This is a genomic window from Streptomyces sp. NPDC093071, from assembly GCF_044754545.1.
In the GTDB taxonomy this organism is placed as follows: Bacteria; Actinomycetota; Actinomycetes; order Streptomycetales; family Streptomycetaceae; genus Streptomyces.
Genome location: NZ_JBIVPH010000003.1, coordinates 679,114 through 693,424, shown reverse-complemented (window position 1 = coordinate 693,424; position 14,311 = coordinate 679,114). Strand labels below are relative to the sequence as shown.

Below are 14,311 nucleotides of genomic sequence, written 5' to 3'. Positions count from 1 at the left end.
CTCACCGGCACTCCCCGGGCTCCGCGCACGGCGCCCCGCCCCGGAGGTCACCCGCCGAACGCGCCCGGGTGGATCTGCTCCCGCGTCGCCGTGTACTGCTGCCGCACGGCCTGCCCGGCCGCCAGCTCGTCCCCCGGCTCCAGGACCTGCGTGGCGGCGCCCTGCCAGGCCGGGGGAGCGGCGGGCGACAGGGTGCCCCGCGCGACCCCGAGGGCCCAGGCGGCCTGCCGGGCCGCGCCGAGCGCCGCGTAGTCGGCCGGCTGGGGGACGAGGACCTGCGCGCCGAGGAGGGCCGGCGCGAGCGCCTGCACCGCGTGCAGCGCGGCGGCGGCGCCGAGCAGGAAGACCCGCCGCACCTCCACGCCCCGCCCGCGCAGCACGTCCAGGGCGTCGGTGAGTGCGCAGAGCATCCCCTCGAAGGCCGCCCGCGCCAGGTGTTCGGGCTTCATCGACTCGCGCCGCAGCCCGCTGAGCGTGCCCGCCGCGTGCGGCAGGTCCGGGGTCCGCTCGCCCTCCAGGTAGGGCAGCAGGACGAGCCCGGAGGCGCCCGGGGTCGACTTCAGGGCGAGCGCGGAGAGCTCGTCGAGGGAGTCGAGGCCCAGCATCTCGGCGGTGCCGCGCAGCGCCCGCACCGCGTTGGAGGTGGAGACGACCGGCAGGTGCATCCCGGTGGCGTCGGCGAAGGAGGTGATCATGCCGCCGGGGTCGGCGAGGGCCTCGTGGTGGACGGCCATCACGGACCCGGAGGCGCCGAGGGAGACGACCGCGTCGCCGGGGCCGAGCCCGAGGCCGAGCGCGGCGGCCATGGTCTCGCCGGTGCCGGCGGAGATCAGCAGTCCTTCGGGGGTGGTGCCGGCGGCGTCGGAGGGGCCGAGGACCTCGGGGAGCGCGGCCCGGTGCCCGAGCGCGAGCTCGACCAGGTCGGGGCGGTACGCGCCGGTGCCGGCCGACCAGTAGCCGGTGGCGGAGGCGGCGCCCCGGTCGGTGGTGCGGCGCGCGGGGCGGCCCAGGAGCTGCCAGACCAGCCAGTCGTGCGGCTGGAGGACGAGGGCGGTCCGCCGGGCGTGCTCGGGCTCGGTGCGGGCCAGCCAGCGCAGCTTGGCGACCGGCTGTCCGGCGGCGGGCACGCTGCCGACGGCCTCGGCCCAGGCGTGCCGGCCGCCGAGCGCGTCGACGAGGTCGGCGGCGGCGACCTGCGCCCGCTTGTCGTTGCGCACGAGCGCGGGCCGCACGAGGCCGCCCTGCGCGTCGAGCGGCACGAGTCCGTGCTGCTGCGCGGAGACGCCGATGGCCTCCACGCCCTCCAGGAGACCGCCGGTCGCGGCCTCCCCGAGCGAGAGCAGCCAGGTCTGCGGATCGACGTCCACGGCCTTCGGCTCGCCGGGATGCGCGGCGTACCCCTGCCGCAGCACGGCACCCGTGTCGGTGTCACAGACGACGATGCGTGTGAACTCAGCAGAGCTGTCCAGTCCGGCGACTATCCCCATGACAGAGATTCTGCCGCACGCGGGGCCTCAGGTGTTGCTGGTGCCCCACTCCTCGTTCTCGACCTTTCCGTTGCTCTGGCCGCGCTCGCGCAGCGCGTGGACCTTGTCGGCCACGGCGGGCGGCAGGTGGTCGCCCACCTTGTCGCCCACGACGTGCGCGGCCTTCCCGGCGACCTGCCGCCCGGTCTGGGCGGCGGACTCGGCGGCGTTGCGCACGGCCGGGTTCTCGCTGAACTCCTTGGCGGACTTCTTCAACTTCTCGTACTGCTCGCGTCCGGCCCGCGTGCCGATGACGTAACCGAGGGCGAGTCCTGTGACGAACGTCAGCTTGTATCGCATGGCCACCACCTTCCCTGGAGAGCTTCCTTGATGCATCGCTGGTGCCCACGGCGGTGCCACGGCGATACCGATTGGCGGAGCACCCCCCTGCTTGCGCTAATGTATGTGTCGCAGCGAACGCGCGCCGCCCGGGAAGGCCCGAGGTGGATCCGTTCGGTGCAACGCAGCAATCCCCTGTAGCTCAATTGGCAGAGCAGCCGGCTGTTAACCGGCAGGTTACTGGTTCGAGTCCAGTCGGGGGAGCGCGATCCCCTGTAGCTCAATTGGCAGAGCATTCGGCTGTTAACCGGAGGGTTGCTGGTTCGAGTCCAGCCGGGGGAGCGGAACGGAAGAGGACCCTTCGGGGTCCTTTTTCGCGTCCCGGGGAACCGCGCGGGGCGCGGCGCGGTCTTCATGGTCGAGCAGAGCCGATCTTCCGGAGCAGGAGATCGTATGAGCGGCTATGCTGCGGCAGACGGCGCGCACACATGTACGCGCCTCACCGAACGGGGCGGTAGCTCAGCCGGTTAGAGCAGCGGACTCATAATCCGTCGGCCGTGGGTTCGAGTCCCACCCGCCCCACCAAAGAAAAACGTTCTGACCTGCGGAAACACCCCTGGGGTGTGTCCGCGTGGGCCGATCGCCGCACATCGGTGTGGTGAAACGGGCTTCTCTGGTCGGCATCCCCGGGTCGAGGCCCTCTTGACCTGGGGTTTTCTGTGAAGCGTGCGTGTGAAACCACGATGATGATCCCACGGCGGTCCCACGGTTCCTACGTGTGACACGCCGCACACGGGAGCGAATATCCACTCCCTGTCGGCTCCTGCCGGCCCAGCGGGCCGGGCTCTCTGCCGACGGGCGGGCGCCGCTGATGCCGGGCACGGAGGCGATCCCGCGGTCGGTTCGGGTGCCACTGGTGATCACGCGGGATTCCTTACCCGTCGACACCCCACCCCCTGGCAGGCCTCGTGAGGACGTTCCGTACCCGGACCGGGGCCCGGAGCGGGACCGTCGCCTGGATCACCGACTTCTGCGACGTCCGTCGGCTGCAAAGCGGGTGCGCGACTTCAAGAGACCGATCGGCTGTGCACGCGAATGGCGGGCCGGTCTCACCGTGGGGCCGAGCCGGTTGGCCGCAGCGGAAGGGCCCGACCGTGCGACGGGGTTCACGCACGGCGCCCGCTCCGGCCTCGCCCGCCTTCCGGGTGGGGGAGGCCGGCAGGGGGGGCGGTCGGCGTTCCCCGCGCCTCAGCCCGCTCCCACAGGGGCGGCGCAGCGGCTTGCGCCCGGCTCGCAGAACAGGCCGTATCCGTGCTTGCCGACCGTGATGTCGATGGCGCTGTAGGGCTCACGGGTGATCCTGACGGGGGATCCCGCCGGGGCGTTCGGGAGGGCGACGTCCACCGTGCCGACGGCTTCGTCGGGCGTACGGCCCTGGCGGAGCGTCCCGGTGGCCTCGCCTCCCATTTCGTCACCGTCGTCGCACGGAGGGGCGTGGTCCGAGCACTGCACCAGAGTCGAGTAGCGGTAGGTGAAGGAACCGTCGGGGGCGATGGTGATGGTGGCACCGGACCAGCTCCAGGTCCCCGCGAACCGAGCGAGCGGCGCCGTGTCGGCCGACGAAGGCGCCCGCCGGGGGGCCGGGGCGATGTCCCCGATCCAGATTCGGGCATGTGCCGGGTCGGAGGTTTCCCAGGCGCGACGGGAGCCCAGGACGACGAGTGTCATGTTCCGCGCGGTGAGGGCGGCCAGAGAGCGCAGCTGGTCGAAGCCGTTGGCTCGCGTCGGCTGCTTGACCCATGCGGTGCCGTCGGCGGAGAACCAGGTCGCCCCGACAGCGGAGTCGTCCGGCGCCCGAGCGGACCCGATCGCGACGAAGCCGCTGCCGGCCGCCGTGATGGCGAGCATCGTCTGCGACTCGCGGCGAACGACGCCGGCATCGGGCAGACGGCCCACGTCGAGCGGCGAGGCGGTGCGCCAGTGACCGCCGTCCTTTCTGTACCACGCGCGAGGGTCGGTGGTGTGTTCGACGTTCTTGGCGGCCAAGCCGCCGGTCAGCACCATGGTGTCGCCGTTACGGGCCATGTGGTCGAATTCGTTGCCGTCGTCGGGGAGCGGCTCCGCCTTCCAGCTCTGCCCGTCGGTGGACTTGAAGAGACGGTCGGCGGGCACGAAGTCCTTGGTGACGCAGTCCGTCAGAACGTAGAAGCCGTCGTCGGCGACAAGAGCCTCCGCCGCCGCCTCGCTCCCCTCGTGACCGACGCAGGGTGTCTCCCACAGCTGGGTGAGACGGCCGGACTTCTCGGCCAGCCACGTTCGCAGGCGCGCATCGGTCTCAACGGGCTTGTCCAGCCCCGGAGTCACCTTGGTGATCACCAGGGCCCCGCGTTCCCCGGCCGAAATCGCCACAGGTATCTCCACGTCCTGTGACGTGGGCAGGAGAAGCGGGGCCGTCCACGAGGACCCGTCGTCCTCGGTGGTCCACACCGCTGTACGCGCGGTCGAGAATCCCTGACCGCCCAGGAGCCAGGTGGTCGATCCGTGTGAGGCCAGTGACTGGACCGTGGCCGTCGTGCTCATTCCCTCCGGCGTACGTTCCCGCCACTTCCGCCCGTCTCGGCTGGTGAACACCTTCTGAGCCACATCCACGGACGTGGTGGGCCGGTAGCCGCTGGCCGCGAAGAACCCACGAGCGGACGAGGACATGGACGACGGCTGGAAATCGATGAAGTCCGACGGGAGGTCGGCCACGGGGATGTTCTCCCAGGCAGGGGCCTTCGAGAGCGCGGGGGGCTTGTCGGAGGCGGGCTCCGTACACGCCACCGGCGCGCAGAGGGCGATCGAACAGATCGCGGCTCGGCCCGCCCTGGTGAGCTGTGGACTCAAGAAGCGCATGGTTTTCCATCCGGTGACGGCAGGAGGCGGGTGGTGGTGCTGTTCAGGCACAGCGGGACCGCGCCGCGGTCGGCGGTCGTACGGAAGGGCCGGCCCTGGTCGTCAATGCGCAGCCGGCCCCGCTTCCCGTTCCAGGCCCACTGCAGGAGGAGAGTGAAGGCCACGTCGTGCGTGAGAGTGGTGGGCCGAACGACGAAGTGCTCCGGGTCGCTCCCGCTGACCGTATAGGGCCAGCCCGTGTCGGACGGGCTGCCGCCGTTGCCCTCACTGGCCTTGACTTCGACCACACGCGGGCTTCGCTCGTCCAGGTCCACCGCGAAGTTGCGATGGGGTGGATCGCCCTGGCACACCACGGGCACACGGGTGCCTCGCAGCGGTTCCTTCTTCGAGGCGATTTCGACGGTCAGGCCCAAGAGCGTCACGGTCTGCCCCTCGGCGCCCTGGACGGTGAATCCGAAGCCCGTGCCCGACGCCGAGACGCCATCCGCCGGCCGGGGACCGGGAGCGAGGCCCGCGGTGCCTACGGCGCGGGGAACGACGACCGCGTCACCGCACTCCCAACTCGCCGCGTCGCTCACGGACACCAGGGGCACGGACGCACTCTTCGCAGTCGCGGAATCCTTCGTGGAAGGCGTCTCCCCGCCGGTGTCCCCGGCTTGCGAGAGCTGGTACGCGCCCACGGCGCCCCCGGCAACCAGGAGGCCGAGAACCGTCATCAGAGCGAGCGATCGTGGGCGCCGTCTCCGGAGTCGTTCGGGGGACGGAGAGGGCTCGGCCGCCGCGGGCGGGGCGAGGTCGTCGGCAGCGGCGGACGGTGACGCCGCCGCGGCCGATTCGTCCCCGTCCGCCTTGGCCGTCCGGGGGCGCGGTGACGCCTTGAGGGCCTTCTGCTGACGCAGACGCACCAAGTAGTACTGCGGGGAACGCATCTCGGGGGGAAGGTTTCCGCGCCCGCCCTTGCCCGCGACGAGGAGAAGCGTATCGACGACGGCTACGACGTCTTCCTCCCTGCGCGGCGTGCGCCCCTCCTTCAGCCAGCCCTCGATCGTGGTGGCGCTGACCTTCGTCTTCGCTTCGAGGTCTCGCGTGGCCGGCGACCGAACGTATCCGTACAGCAGTCGGAAAGCCTCGGTGAACGGTGCCTGGCTCGGCTTGTCCTGATGTCCCGTCACCCGGTTCTCCCCCGTGCCGCCGTACGAGTCGGCCGACTCGGCCGACTCGGAAAAACCCAACTTAGAGCGCTGAACAGCGCATTGGCTGCCGAATGTGCGGAACGGTCGTCGCGGGCCGGACGGAGCACGTGCTGACCTCCCGCTATGTCGCCTCGGCGGTTCTCGCAACGCCGCACAGGCCCAAGGAGCAGGAGGTCGTCGTGATGGACCCGTATCTCACTGTCGGCGCAGCGGTCGCCGATGTACCGACCGGATCGGCCGGCCATGCCGGCCCCGGTCCCTGGCCGCTGCTGACCGCGATGCTGGTCGCGGCTCTCGGGGCGCTGGCCGCCGGGATGATGCACCGGCAGGACGGCGCCTCGGTACCGAAAGCTGTCAAGCGCGGCGGTGCCGCATTCGTCTGCGCGACGCCGCTCGGTCTGAGCGTCCTGCTGACCGCATGGTCTCTGCCGGTGACGGTGGTGTTCCTGCTGGCCATGATCGCGGCGCTGATCAACGGAGCTCTCGACCGCGCCGACGGGGCGAGCGTCCGCGCCTGCCTGTGGCAGGCGGCGGTCGCCTTCACCTCTCTCGTCGCGGTCGGCCTCGGCTTCCTCGCCGTGTACGGCATGAGCCACCCCGTCTGACACCGCTCCTCGGCTCCGCCTCGCGCCTGTCGACAGGGCCTCCGTTCGCCCGGGCTCCTCCTACGCGGCGCCGATGGTCACCGGCGGCCACGGCGTACGGATGCGGTACGACCACCGCCACGACATCGCCGGCAGCGGCGCGGGAGTGGCGGAGGGAACGCCGCGCCGGCTGCGGCTGACCCGGTCGGGCGACACCGTCACCGGCCACGAGTCCGCCGACGGCACGACGTGGACGGAGGCCGGTGCCGTACGCCTGCCGGGACTTCCGAGGACCGTGCGGGTCGGACTGTTCGCCGCCTCTCCCAGGGATCCGACGTTGCGGCGGACCGGCCTGGGCGGCGCCACGGAGCAGGTGTGCTGGACGCAGGTCGGCGGCACCTTCGACAGGATCGCCCTCCGGGGCGCGGCCGCCGGAGGCTGGAGCGACGACGCGGTCGGCGAGCGGAACCGTACGGACTGGGAGAAGGGCCACCTGGTGTCCGGGGCGGTGGAGAGGAACGGCGCGATCATCGTCACCGGTGCCGGCGACATCGGCCTGAAGGGCGCCGAGGACGGAGCCCGCCCGGTGGAACGCACCCTGGGGGCCTGGTCCTGGCGCTGCTCGTCGTCCCCGTGGTCGCAGCGCGGTTCGCCGTCGCCGGGCACCGGACCGGACCCGCGGACGACATGCCGCCCGCCCGTTCCCGGCTCCCTGCTCCGACGCCCCCGGCCCGCGATCCTCGTCGCCGTCCTGACGATCGCGGTTCCGTACGCCGTGACCTCCGTCCCGCTGCTGCCCGACGGCCTGGCGCAGTGGCTGCTGCGCGTCACCCCGGCCGCCGGCTTCGCCGTCCAGCAGACCCTCGTCGAACATCCGTGGGCCGTCGCCCACTACGCCCCCTCGACCGGATACTTCCCGCTTCCGTGGTAGGCCGGGATCACCCTGCTGTGCGCGCACACGGCGATGCTCCTGGGACTCGCGCCGAAGCGTCTGCCGCGGGGCGACGGATGGGCCGAGGGCGACCGCTGACGGCGCGGCAGTTCGTGGCCATGGCGCCGCAGATGACACCACGGGAAAATGGTAAATGAGTTCGATCGTGCATTCCTCGGCGGTGTGGGGGTGGCCTGAAATGCCTGGTGCCGATGAAATACCCTGCTCGCGTGGGCGGATTTCGGCCCGGTGGTCCCCTTCGTTGGAGAAGCGGAGGGGAGACGGCCCCGGGTCCTCTTGTCGAGAGTATGGCCGCCTCGTTTTACTCCTACTTCCTCGCCCTGTCCGGGCAGGAGGTGAGGAGGGGATGTGACGGTCGAGCTCGGAAGGGTCGAGTCGGGCCTGACGGAGGCGGAAGAGATAGCCCTGCAGAGGGACTACCGGAATCGGGTGAAGGAATACGATCAGATCGATTCCGACCTCAAGGCTTCCCGGGCGTTCCAGCGCATCTACTGGGTGTGCCTTCTGGGGGCGATGGCGCTTTCCTGCCTGCTGGGTTACACGGTCGTCGTAGGGCTGTGGCAGACCAAGCCGGTCTTCGTGCGCTACGTCGGGCTCGTCGTGGTCGTCGGTCTTGTGGCGGCGATGGGCTGGCTGCTTCTGGCGAACCGCAAGACCGTCGTCGCCCGTGCCGGTGAGCTGCGCAACGCGTTGCAGGACCGGCAGACGGCCGCGGCCGGTCTGCCTCTCGACTCCTCCTCCGGGCTCCGCATCTACCGTGAGGCCTCGCTCGACCTCATCGCGCAGTACCGCAAGTCGGCGAACAACAACCGCCGCATCCACAATTTCTTCCAGCTCGTCATCATCACCGGGTCGATCGCCACCTCCACGCTCACCGCGATGAACGAGGGGAGTAATCTCGCGCTCCGGATCATCACATCCACGCTGAGTGCCCTGGTCGGAATCTCTGCCGGTGTGACCGGATATTTCAAGTTCCGCGAGAGGGGCTACAACCTGCAATCAACCGCAGACGATATCGAGAAACACTACAATGCCTCGCAGTTCATGCTCGACGACTATGCGGGGAGTGATGGCGCTCCTCTTTCCGAGGGGGAGCGGCTGAGAAGGTTTGCCGGTTTCGTCGAGCGTCTGAAGGAAGAGCAGAGAAAGCGCGAGCTGCAGCTTGAGCAGTCCAGCTCCTCGAGTGACGAGCGGGCGGGATGACGGCCGAGGGGCGGTCTGCGGAGAACGGACCGCACCGGCTTCTTCGCTGGGTGCTGGCGCCGAGGTGGCAGTGGAACGCCCGAAAGCTGCAGAGGGCTCATGGCGGCTCGCTGTCGTCCACGACTGCCTGGTGTCTGGTCGCCCTCGCCCACGACCCGGCGAACGTCCCCTTCGTGCGGACCCTGCTCGCACGGCGAGCGAAGGGAAGCCCCCGCGCGCCCGGGGTCGCCCTCGACTGTTGGGCCGCTCTGCGGTACGAGGAGCAGGTCAGGCGTCGCGTCTGGCTGGCCAGGTACGGGGCGACCCCGTTGCATCGTCTGGGGGTCCCCGAAGAACTGATCGAACTGTCCGGCCTCCACGTCGTCGAATGGAGACTGCCCCCCGACGTGGACGCGGCGTCTCTCGTGGTGCAGCGTCGGCCGCGCGTCGAGAACGGTTCCGAAGGGGTGCGCCGGTGCTGCTGAATCCCCTTCGCCCGGGCGGCCGTCGTCCCGCGTGCTCACCAGGACGACGGTCCGTGGACCGATACCCGTCCCGACACCCTCAGGGCCCCGGAACGGGCATCGGCGCGGACGCGGCTCAGTACGTCAGGATCCCCGGGTCCGACACGTCCGGGGCGCCCGTCTCCACGTGGCCCGCCAGGCGGCGGAGGTAGTCGGGGGAGACGGGCGAGGTGATCGTGACGTCGTACCAGCGGTGGCCGGCGGCCGGGACGACCGTGTGGGCGGTCGTGGCGCCCCGGGGGACCGTCAGGGTCTTCGGGGCGGCCCCGTAGGCGTCGGTGACCGTCACCGTCGTGGTCGCGCCCGGGTTGGTGAAGGTCAGGTCCAGGCGGCCGGTGGCGGCGTCGTGGCGGGCGGCGACCTCGGGGACGGCCGTCCTGCCGGGGGAGCGGAAGCGGCGCAGGAAGCCGTTGGGGCCGTGGACCGTCAGATCGGTGACGCCGCCGGAGTACTTGGTGTTCCAGGTGTCCGCGATCGACGTGCCCGCCTCCGCCGTGTACGTCCAGGGCGCGTCCGTGCGGTTGGCCGAGGTGACGTGGAACTGCGCGCCCGCGCCCGGGCCCGCGCCGAAGGCCAGGCGGAAGGTCCCGGCCGTCGTGTCGGCGGCGCCGTCCACGTACGGCGCGTACTTCAGCGGCCGGGTCGGCTTCGCGCCGCGCTCCTGGCGGGGCATCGTGCCCGTCGCGGGCGCGGTGGCCGGGAAGTCGGGGTGGCGGTTCCGGTCCGGCGGGTAGTAGCCGCCGGTCGGCGGCAGCGCGGCCGGCCGGGCGTCCGTGCGCGTGAAGTCGAAGGCCGAGGTCAGATCGCCGCAGACGGCCCGCCGCCAGGGGGAGATCTGCGGCTCCCGGACGCCGAAGCGCGCCTCCATGAAGCGGATGACCGAGGTGTGGTCGAAGGTCTCGGAGCAGGTGTAGCCGCCCTTCGACCAGGGCGAGACGACGATCATCGGGACGCGCGGGCCGAGTCCGTAGGGTCCGGCGACGTAGCCGGCCTTGCCCGGGAAGTGGTCCAGGGCGGTCGCGACCGTGGAGAGGCCCTGCGCCGCCGACGCCGGGACGTACGGCGGGACCACGTGGTCGAAGAAGCCGTCGTTCTCGTCGTAGGTGATGAACAGGGCCGTACGGGCCCACACGTCCGGGTTCGAGGTCAGCGCGTCCAGGACCTGCGCGATGTACCAGGCGCCGTAGTTGGCGGGCCAGTTGGAGTGCTCCGAGAAGGCCTCGGGTGCCGCGATCCAGGAGACCTTCGGCAGCCGGCCGCCCTGGACGTCGGCGCGCAGCCGGTCGAAGAGGCCCTCGCCGTTCTTGGCGTTCGTGCCCGTGCGGGCCTTGTCGTAGAGCGGGTTCCCCGGCTGGGCGTTGCGGTAGCTGTTGAAGTAGAGGAGGGAGTTGTCGCCGTAGTTCCCCCGGTACGCGTCGTTGATCCAGCCCCAGTGGCCCGCCGCGTCCAGGCCGTCGCCGACGTCCTGGTAGATCCGCCAGGAGACCCCGGCCGCCTCCAGCCGCTCCGGGTACGTCTTCCAGCCGTACCCCGCCTCCGCGTTGTTGAGGACCGGGCCGCCGCCCGTGCCGTCGTTCCCGGTGTGACCGCTCCACAGGTAGTAGCGGTTCGGGTCGGTGGAGCCGATGACCGAGCAGTGGTACGCGTCGCAGATCGTGAACGCGTCGGCGAGCGCGTAGTGGAACGGGATGTCCTCGCGGGTGAGGTACGCCATCGTGGCCTTGGTCTTGGCCGGGATCCACTGGTCGTACCGGCCCTGTGCGAAGGCCTTCTGGCCGCCCGCCCAGTCGTGGTTGAGGCCCTGGAGGAACTCCATGCCGAGGCGGGCGCTCTCCGGCCGGAACGGCAGCGTCACCTTGGAACCGTCGGACTGGTTCCAGACGGACTTGCCGCTGGGCAGGGTCACCGGCCGGGGATCGCCGAAGCCGCGCACGCCCTTCAGCGAGCCGAAGTAGTGGTCGAAGGAACGGTTCTCCTGCATCAGGACCACGATGTGCTCGATGTCCTGGAGGGTGCCGGTGGCGCCCTGCGCCGGTATCGCGGCGGCGCGGGCGATGCTCTCCGAGAGCAGCGTGAACGCGGCGGCGCCGCCGGTCAGCTGAAGGAACCGGCGGCGGTCGAGGTCGGCCATGGGGGAGTTCTCCTCCGGGTGGGGGCGGGCACGGGTGGGGCGTGCGTGCGGCGGCCGGGCTCCTGCCCGGCGGGCGCCCCAAGGACAGCGCCCGCGGGCCACCGCCCGGCGGCCGTCCCATGGCTGCCCGCCGTACGGCGGACGAACCCCCCGTGCCGTTCGTGCGAAGGTCCCGGTGCGCGCGGGCGGCACCGGGACCTTCGTACGGCTCCTGCGGGAGGGGGCGGTCGGTCAGAGGGGGCGGCCGGTCACTCGACGACCAGCTCGACCTCGATGTTGCCGCGGGTGGCCTTGGAGTACGGGCAGAAGGCGTGGGTCTTCTTCAGGAGGGCCAGGCCCGCCTCGCCCTGGAGGTGGTCGGGGAACTCGGCGCGCATGACGACCGCGAGGCCGAAGCCGCCGTCGGCGGGGTCCTTGCCGATGGAGACCTCGGCGGTGACGGAGGCGTCCGTGATGTCGATCTTCTCCTGGCGGGCGACCACGCCCATCGCGCTGGCGAAACAGGCCGCGTACCCGGCGGCGAAGAGCTGCTCGGGGTTGGTGCCCTGGCCGTTGCCGCCGAGGGCCTGCGGGTGGGCGAGGGGGAGGTCGATGCGGCCGTCGGAGCTGACGGCGCGGCCCTCGCGGCCGCTGGCGGTGGCGACGGCGGTGTAGATCGCGTCCATGGTTCCTCTTCCGTCCTGATTGCCGTCCCGGGGTGCCCGTTGCCGCCCCGGGATGCGGTGGTCCTTCATTTGTAGCGCGCTATTTAGTTGTGCGCAACTCAATCGCGTGTGAGGGGGCTCGCGTATCCTGGAGCCATGGAGACGCCCGACACCCTCCCCGACGCCCTCTCCGGCCTCCCCGACGGGGACTTCCTCCGCCTCGACCGGCAGATCTGCTTCTCGCTGCACGCGGCGACCCGCGCCTTCAACGGCGTCTACCGCGAGGCCCTCAAGGAGCTCGGGCTCACCTACCCCCAGTACCTCGTGATGCTCGTGCTCTGGGAGCACCGCGAGCTGTCCGTGAAGGGGATCGGGGAGCGGGTGCGCCTCGACTCCGGCACCCTGTCGCCGCTGCTCAAGCGGCTGGAGGCGGCCGGATACGTCGAGCGGCGGCGCAGCCCCGAGGACGAGCGGTCCGTCACCGTGCGCCTCACGGAGGCCGGGACGGCGCTGCGTGAGAAGGCCCTCGGCGTGCCGCGCCGGATCGCCGCCGCCACCGGCCTGGACCTCGCCGAGATCGGTGACCTGCGCGAACGGCTCCACGCGCTGGCCGTCCGGCTCGACGCCGTCGACCCCGAGGACCTCTCCGGCTGCGCCTGACCTCCCTCAGGGGGCGGCCGGGCCGGCCCGCGCATGGTTCGGTCAGGGGGGCCGGGCCGGCCCGTGCGCGTGGTCCAGTCAGGGGTGGCCAGGCCCGCCCGCGCGTGGTGTCGGTCAGGGTGCGGCCAGGCCCGCCCGCGCGTGGTTCAGGCCGAGCAGGACGCAGATGTCCGTCAGGAGCGGTACGTGGTACGCGAGCGGCCGGGGGCCCGCCTGGTCCGGGCGCGACGTGAAGCCGCCGTCCGGCCGCTGCCGCGCCAGGAGGTGCCGCACCGCCCGTACGGTCGCGGCCCGCGCGCCCGGCGTGCGCGCCACGGCGATCAGCGCGTACGCCGTACTGATCGGATCGCTCGGGTCCGCCGGCACGTGCCCCCAGCCGCCGTCCGGGTTCTGGGTGGCGAGCAGCCGGGCCACCGCCCGCGCCCGGGCCCGCGCGGAGCCGGGCGCCGCCGGGTGGCCGGGCGCCACCGCCAGGAAGGAGTCGTGGGCGAGGACCGTGCGGAACAGGGCGTTGCTCTCGTTGAGGCTCCAGCTGCGCTCGAACGGGCCCGCCGCCTCCTGTCGGGCCGTGACGAACCGGACGGCGGCCGCGACCGCCGCGCGGTGCGCGGGCTCGGGCGCCAGCGCGTTCACCGCCGCCGCCGTTATCGCCACCTCCGGGGCTGTCCCGCGCTCGAAGGTCGGGAAGCCGCCGTCCGTGCCCTGCCGGGCGAGCAGATACCGCTCGCCGGCCGCCACCCCGGGCCCGCACCGCTCCGGGGCCACCGCCCGCAGGAACTCCACGCAGTACGCCGTGTCGTCCACGTCGCTCTGCCCGACCCCCCGGTCGAAACCCCATCCCCCGTCCGGGTTCTGATGCCCCGTCAGGGCCGTCGCGAGCGCCCGCAGGACGGGTGCGGGCGCCCCCGCTCCGGTCAGGGCCAGGCCGCCCGTCGCCGTCGCGAACACGTCCATGCCCGTGAGGAACGGCAGCCCGCCGTCCCCGCGCAGCACGTCCCGCAGCTCCCGCGCCCGCGCCCGGACGGCCGCCGCGTACCGGGGCCGCAGCCGCAGCGCCAGCAGCGCGAGGATCCGGGCGAGATGGTTGCCGTACGGGGGAGGGCCGGGGAGCGCGCAGGGCTCCAGGACCCGCCAGTCGTCCTCGGTGACGCGGCCGGGCGCACGCGTGCCGAAGGCGTGCAGGACCTTCAGGGCGGCCATCTCCGTGATCAGCCAGCGCTGCTGGCCGCGCGCCTCGAAGACGGAGCCGGAGCCGGGGCCTTGGCCGGGTCCTTGGCCGGGGAGTTCGGGGAACGTATCGGCGCCCAGCTCCGCCAGGACCGTCCGGAACATCAGGTGCTTGCGCCCGGCGGTGAAGTGGTCGAAGCCGCCGAGCAGCCGGGCCAGCGCGCCCCGCCCGTCCGCGTACTCACCGAGGGCCGCGCGGGCCGCCGCCTCCTGGACGGGGTCGGGGGCGCCCTCGTCCAGACCGGTCTTCAGGCGCCGGGTGAGCCGCTCCCGCGCGTCCGGGTCCACGTCCGTCACCGTCAGCAGCCGCAGGGCCAGGGCGGACTCCAGCATCCGGCTGTCGCACGGCGCCCGCAGCAGGCCGTCGGGCCCGGCGGCGGCCGTGAGCCGGGCGGCGAGCCGGGCCCGGGCCCGGTCGATCCGGTCCGTCCCGGAGGTCGGCCGGGCGGGCGGGGGGACGGCGAGGGAGACGCCGGGTAAGGGCAGCGCGCAGTACGTCATGGGGAGGGGTGTC

12 protein-coding genes and 3 tRNA genes are annotated in these 14,311 nt (G+C 72.2%); 8 read left to right on the top strand and 7 right to left on the bottom strand.

Annotated elements, in window-relative coordinates:
- Positions 1-47 precede the first annotated feature (47 nt).
- A complete protein-coding gene (locus tag ACIQD7_RS14485; RefSeq protein WP_402441815.1) occupies positions 48-1,487 on the bottom strand; it encodes an FGGY family carbohydrate kinase in 1,440 nt (479 codons plus the stop codon).
- 27 nt (positions 1,488-1,514) lie between these two features.
- Positions 1,515-1,826, bottom strand: a complete 312-nt coding sequence (locus ACIQD7_RS14480; RefSeq protein ID WP_121831582.1) for a YtxH domain-containing protein — start codon at positions 1,824-1,826, stop codon at positions 1,515-1,517.
- Between the two features lie 170 nt (positions 1,827-1,996).
- On the opposite strand from ACIQD7_RS14480, the gene ACIQD7_RS14475 reads away from it, so the two are divergent.
- The 3 genes from ACIQD7_RS14475 to ACIQD7_RS14465 all read left to right on the top strand — a co-directional run bounded on the left by ACIQD7_RS14475 (position 1,997) and on the right by ACIQD7_RS14465 (position 2,390).
- A tRNA-Asn gene (locus tag ACIQD7_RS14475) sits at positions 1,997-2,069 on the top strand.
- Between the two features lie 5 nt (positions 2,070-2,074).
- Positions 2,075-2,147 (top strand) — tRNA-Asn (locus tag ACIQD7_RS14470).
- Between the two features lie 166 nt (positions 2,148-2,313).
- Positions 2,314-2,390: transfer RNA gene (locus tag ACIQD7_RS14465), tRNA-Ile, on the top strand.
- A 663-nt stretch (positions 2,391-3,053) separates the two neighbouring features.
- Here the strand turns inward: ACIQD7_RS14465 and ACIQD7_RS14460 are convergent.
- Together ACIQD7_RS14460 and ACIQD7_RS14455 are read right to left on the bottom strand one after the other, a co-directional pair.
- Positions 3,054-4,556, bottom strand: coding sequence for a hypothetical protein (locus ACIQD7_RS14460; RefSeq protein WP_402441814.1), 1,503 nt, complete (start codon positions 4,554-4,556; stop codon positions 3,054-3,056).
- A 131-nt stretch (positions 4,557-4,687) separates the two neighbouring features.
- On the bottom strand, positions 4,688-5,932 hold the full coding sequence (locus tag ACIQD7_RS14455; protein WP_402441813.1) for a hypothetical protein: 1,245 nt from the start codon (positions 5,930-5,932) through the stop codon (positions 4,688-4,690).
- A gap of 68 nt (positions 5,933-6,000) precedes the next feature.
- Here ACIQD7_RS14455 and ACIQD7_RS14450 point away from each other — a divergent pair, with 68 nt between their 5' ends.
- From ACIQD7_RS14450 to ACIQD7_RS14435, 4 genes are all read left to right on the top strand, one after another.
- The gene (locus tag ACIQD7_RS14450) at positions 6,001-6,498 is read left to right on the top strand and encodes a hypothetical protein (RefSeq protein WP_402441812.1); all 498 of its coding nucleotides are present in this window, start codon (positions 6,001-6,003) and stop codon (positions 6,496-6,498) included.
- Positions 6,499-6,571: 73 nt separating this feature from the next.
- Entirely contained in the window at positions 6,572-7,408 is an 837-nt protein-coding gene (locus ACIQD7_RS14445; protein WP_402441811.1) for a hypothetical protein, read from the top strand.
- Between the two features lie 369 nt (positions 7,409-7,777).
- A complete protein-coding gene (locus ACIQD7_RS14440) occupies positions 7,778-8,632 on the top strand; it encodes a DUF4231 domain-containing protein (RefSeq protein WP_402441810.1) in 855 nt (284 codons plus the stop codon).
- Between the two features lie 50 nt (positions 8,633-8,682).
- Positions 8,683-9,096 carry a hypothetical protein gene (locus tag ACIQD7_RS14435; protein WP_402441809.1) on the top strand — a complete coding sequence of 138 codons (414 nt, stop codon included), beginning with the start codon at positions 8,683-8,685 and terminating at the stop codon, positions 9,094-9,096.
- 115 nt (positions 9,097-9,211) lie between these two features.
- On the opposite strand, the gene ACIQD7_RS14430 is transcribed toward ACIQD7_RS14435, so the two are convergent.
- Positions 9,212-11,266 (bottom strand): phosphocholine-specific phospholipase C, encoded by a 2,055-nt coding sequence (locus ACIQD7_RS14430; RefSeq protein ID WP_402441808.1) that lies wholly within the window; start codon positions 11,264-11,266, stop codon positions 9,212-9,214.
- Between the two features lie 248 nt (positions 11,267-11,514).
- Complete coding sequence (locus ACIQD7_RS14425; RefSeq protein ID WP_121831571.1) at positions 11,515-11,931, bottom strand: organic hydroperoxide resistance protein; 417 nt, start codon at positions 11,929-11,931, stop codon at positions 11,515-11,517.
- 135 nt (positions 11,932-12,066) lie between these two features.
- On the opposite strand from ACIQD7_RS14425, the gene ACIQD7_RS14420 reads away from it, so the two are divergent.
- Positions 12,067-12,570, top strand: coding sequence for a MarR family winged helix-turn-helix transcriptional regulator (locus tag ACIQD7_RS14420; protein ID WP_121831572.1), 504 nt, complete (start codon positions 12,067-12,069; stop codon positions 12,568-12,570).
- 114 nt (positions 12,571-12,684) lie between these two features.
- On the opposite strand, the gene ACIQD7_RS14415 is transcribed toward ACIQD7_RS14420, so the two are convergent.
- Positions 12,685-14,298, bottom strand: coding sequence for a prenyltransferase/squalene oxidase repeat-containing protein (locus ACIQD7_RS14415; RefSeq protein ID WP_402441807.1), 1,614 nt, complete (start codon positions 14,296-14,298; stop codon positions 12,685-12,687).
- Between the last annotated feature and the right edge of the window lie 13 nt (positions 14,299-14,311).

Bases quoted from the DNA above. Each gene is read 5' to 3' on its own strand.
- ACIQD7_RS14420 (WP_121831572.1), top strand. From the start codon at position 12,067: ATGGAGACGCCCGACACCCTCCCCGACGCCCTCTCCGGCCTCCCCGAC.
- ACIQD7_RS14480 (WP_121831582.1), bottom strand. From the start codon at position 1,826: ATGCGATACAAGCTGACGTTCGTCACAGGACTCGCCCTCGGTTACGTC.
- ACIQD7_RS14445 (WP_402441811.1), top strand. From the start codon at position 6,572: ATGGTCACCGGCGGCCACGGCGTACGGATGCGGTACGACCACCGCCAC.
- ACIQD7_RS14425 (WP_121831571.1), bottom strand. From the start codon at position 11,931: ATGGACGCGATCTACACCGCCGTCGCCACCGCCAGCGGCCGCGAGGGC.
- ACIQD7_RS14485 (WP_402441815.1), bottom strand. From the start codon at position 1,487: ATGGGGATAGTCGCCGGACTGGACAGCTCTGCTGAGTTCACACGCATC.
- ACIQD7_RS14430 (WP_402441808.1), bottom strand. From the start codon at position 11,266: ATGGCCGACCTCGACCGCCGCCGGTTCCTTCAGCTGACCGGCGGCGCC.
- ACIQD7_RS14415 (WP_402441807.1), bottom strand. From the start codon at position 14,298: ATGACGTACTGCGCGCTGCCCTTACCCGGCGTCTCCCTCGCCGTCCCC.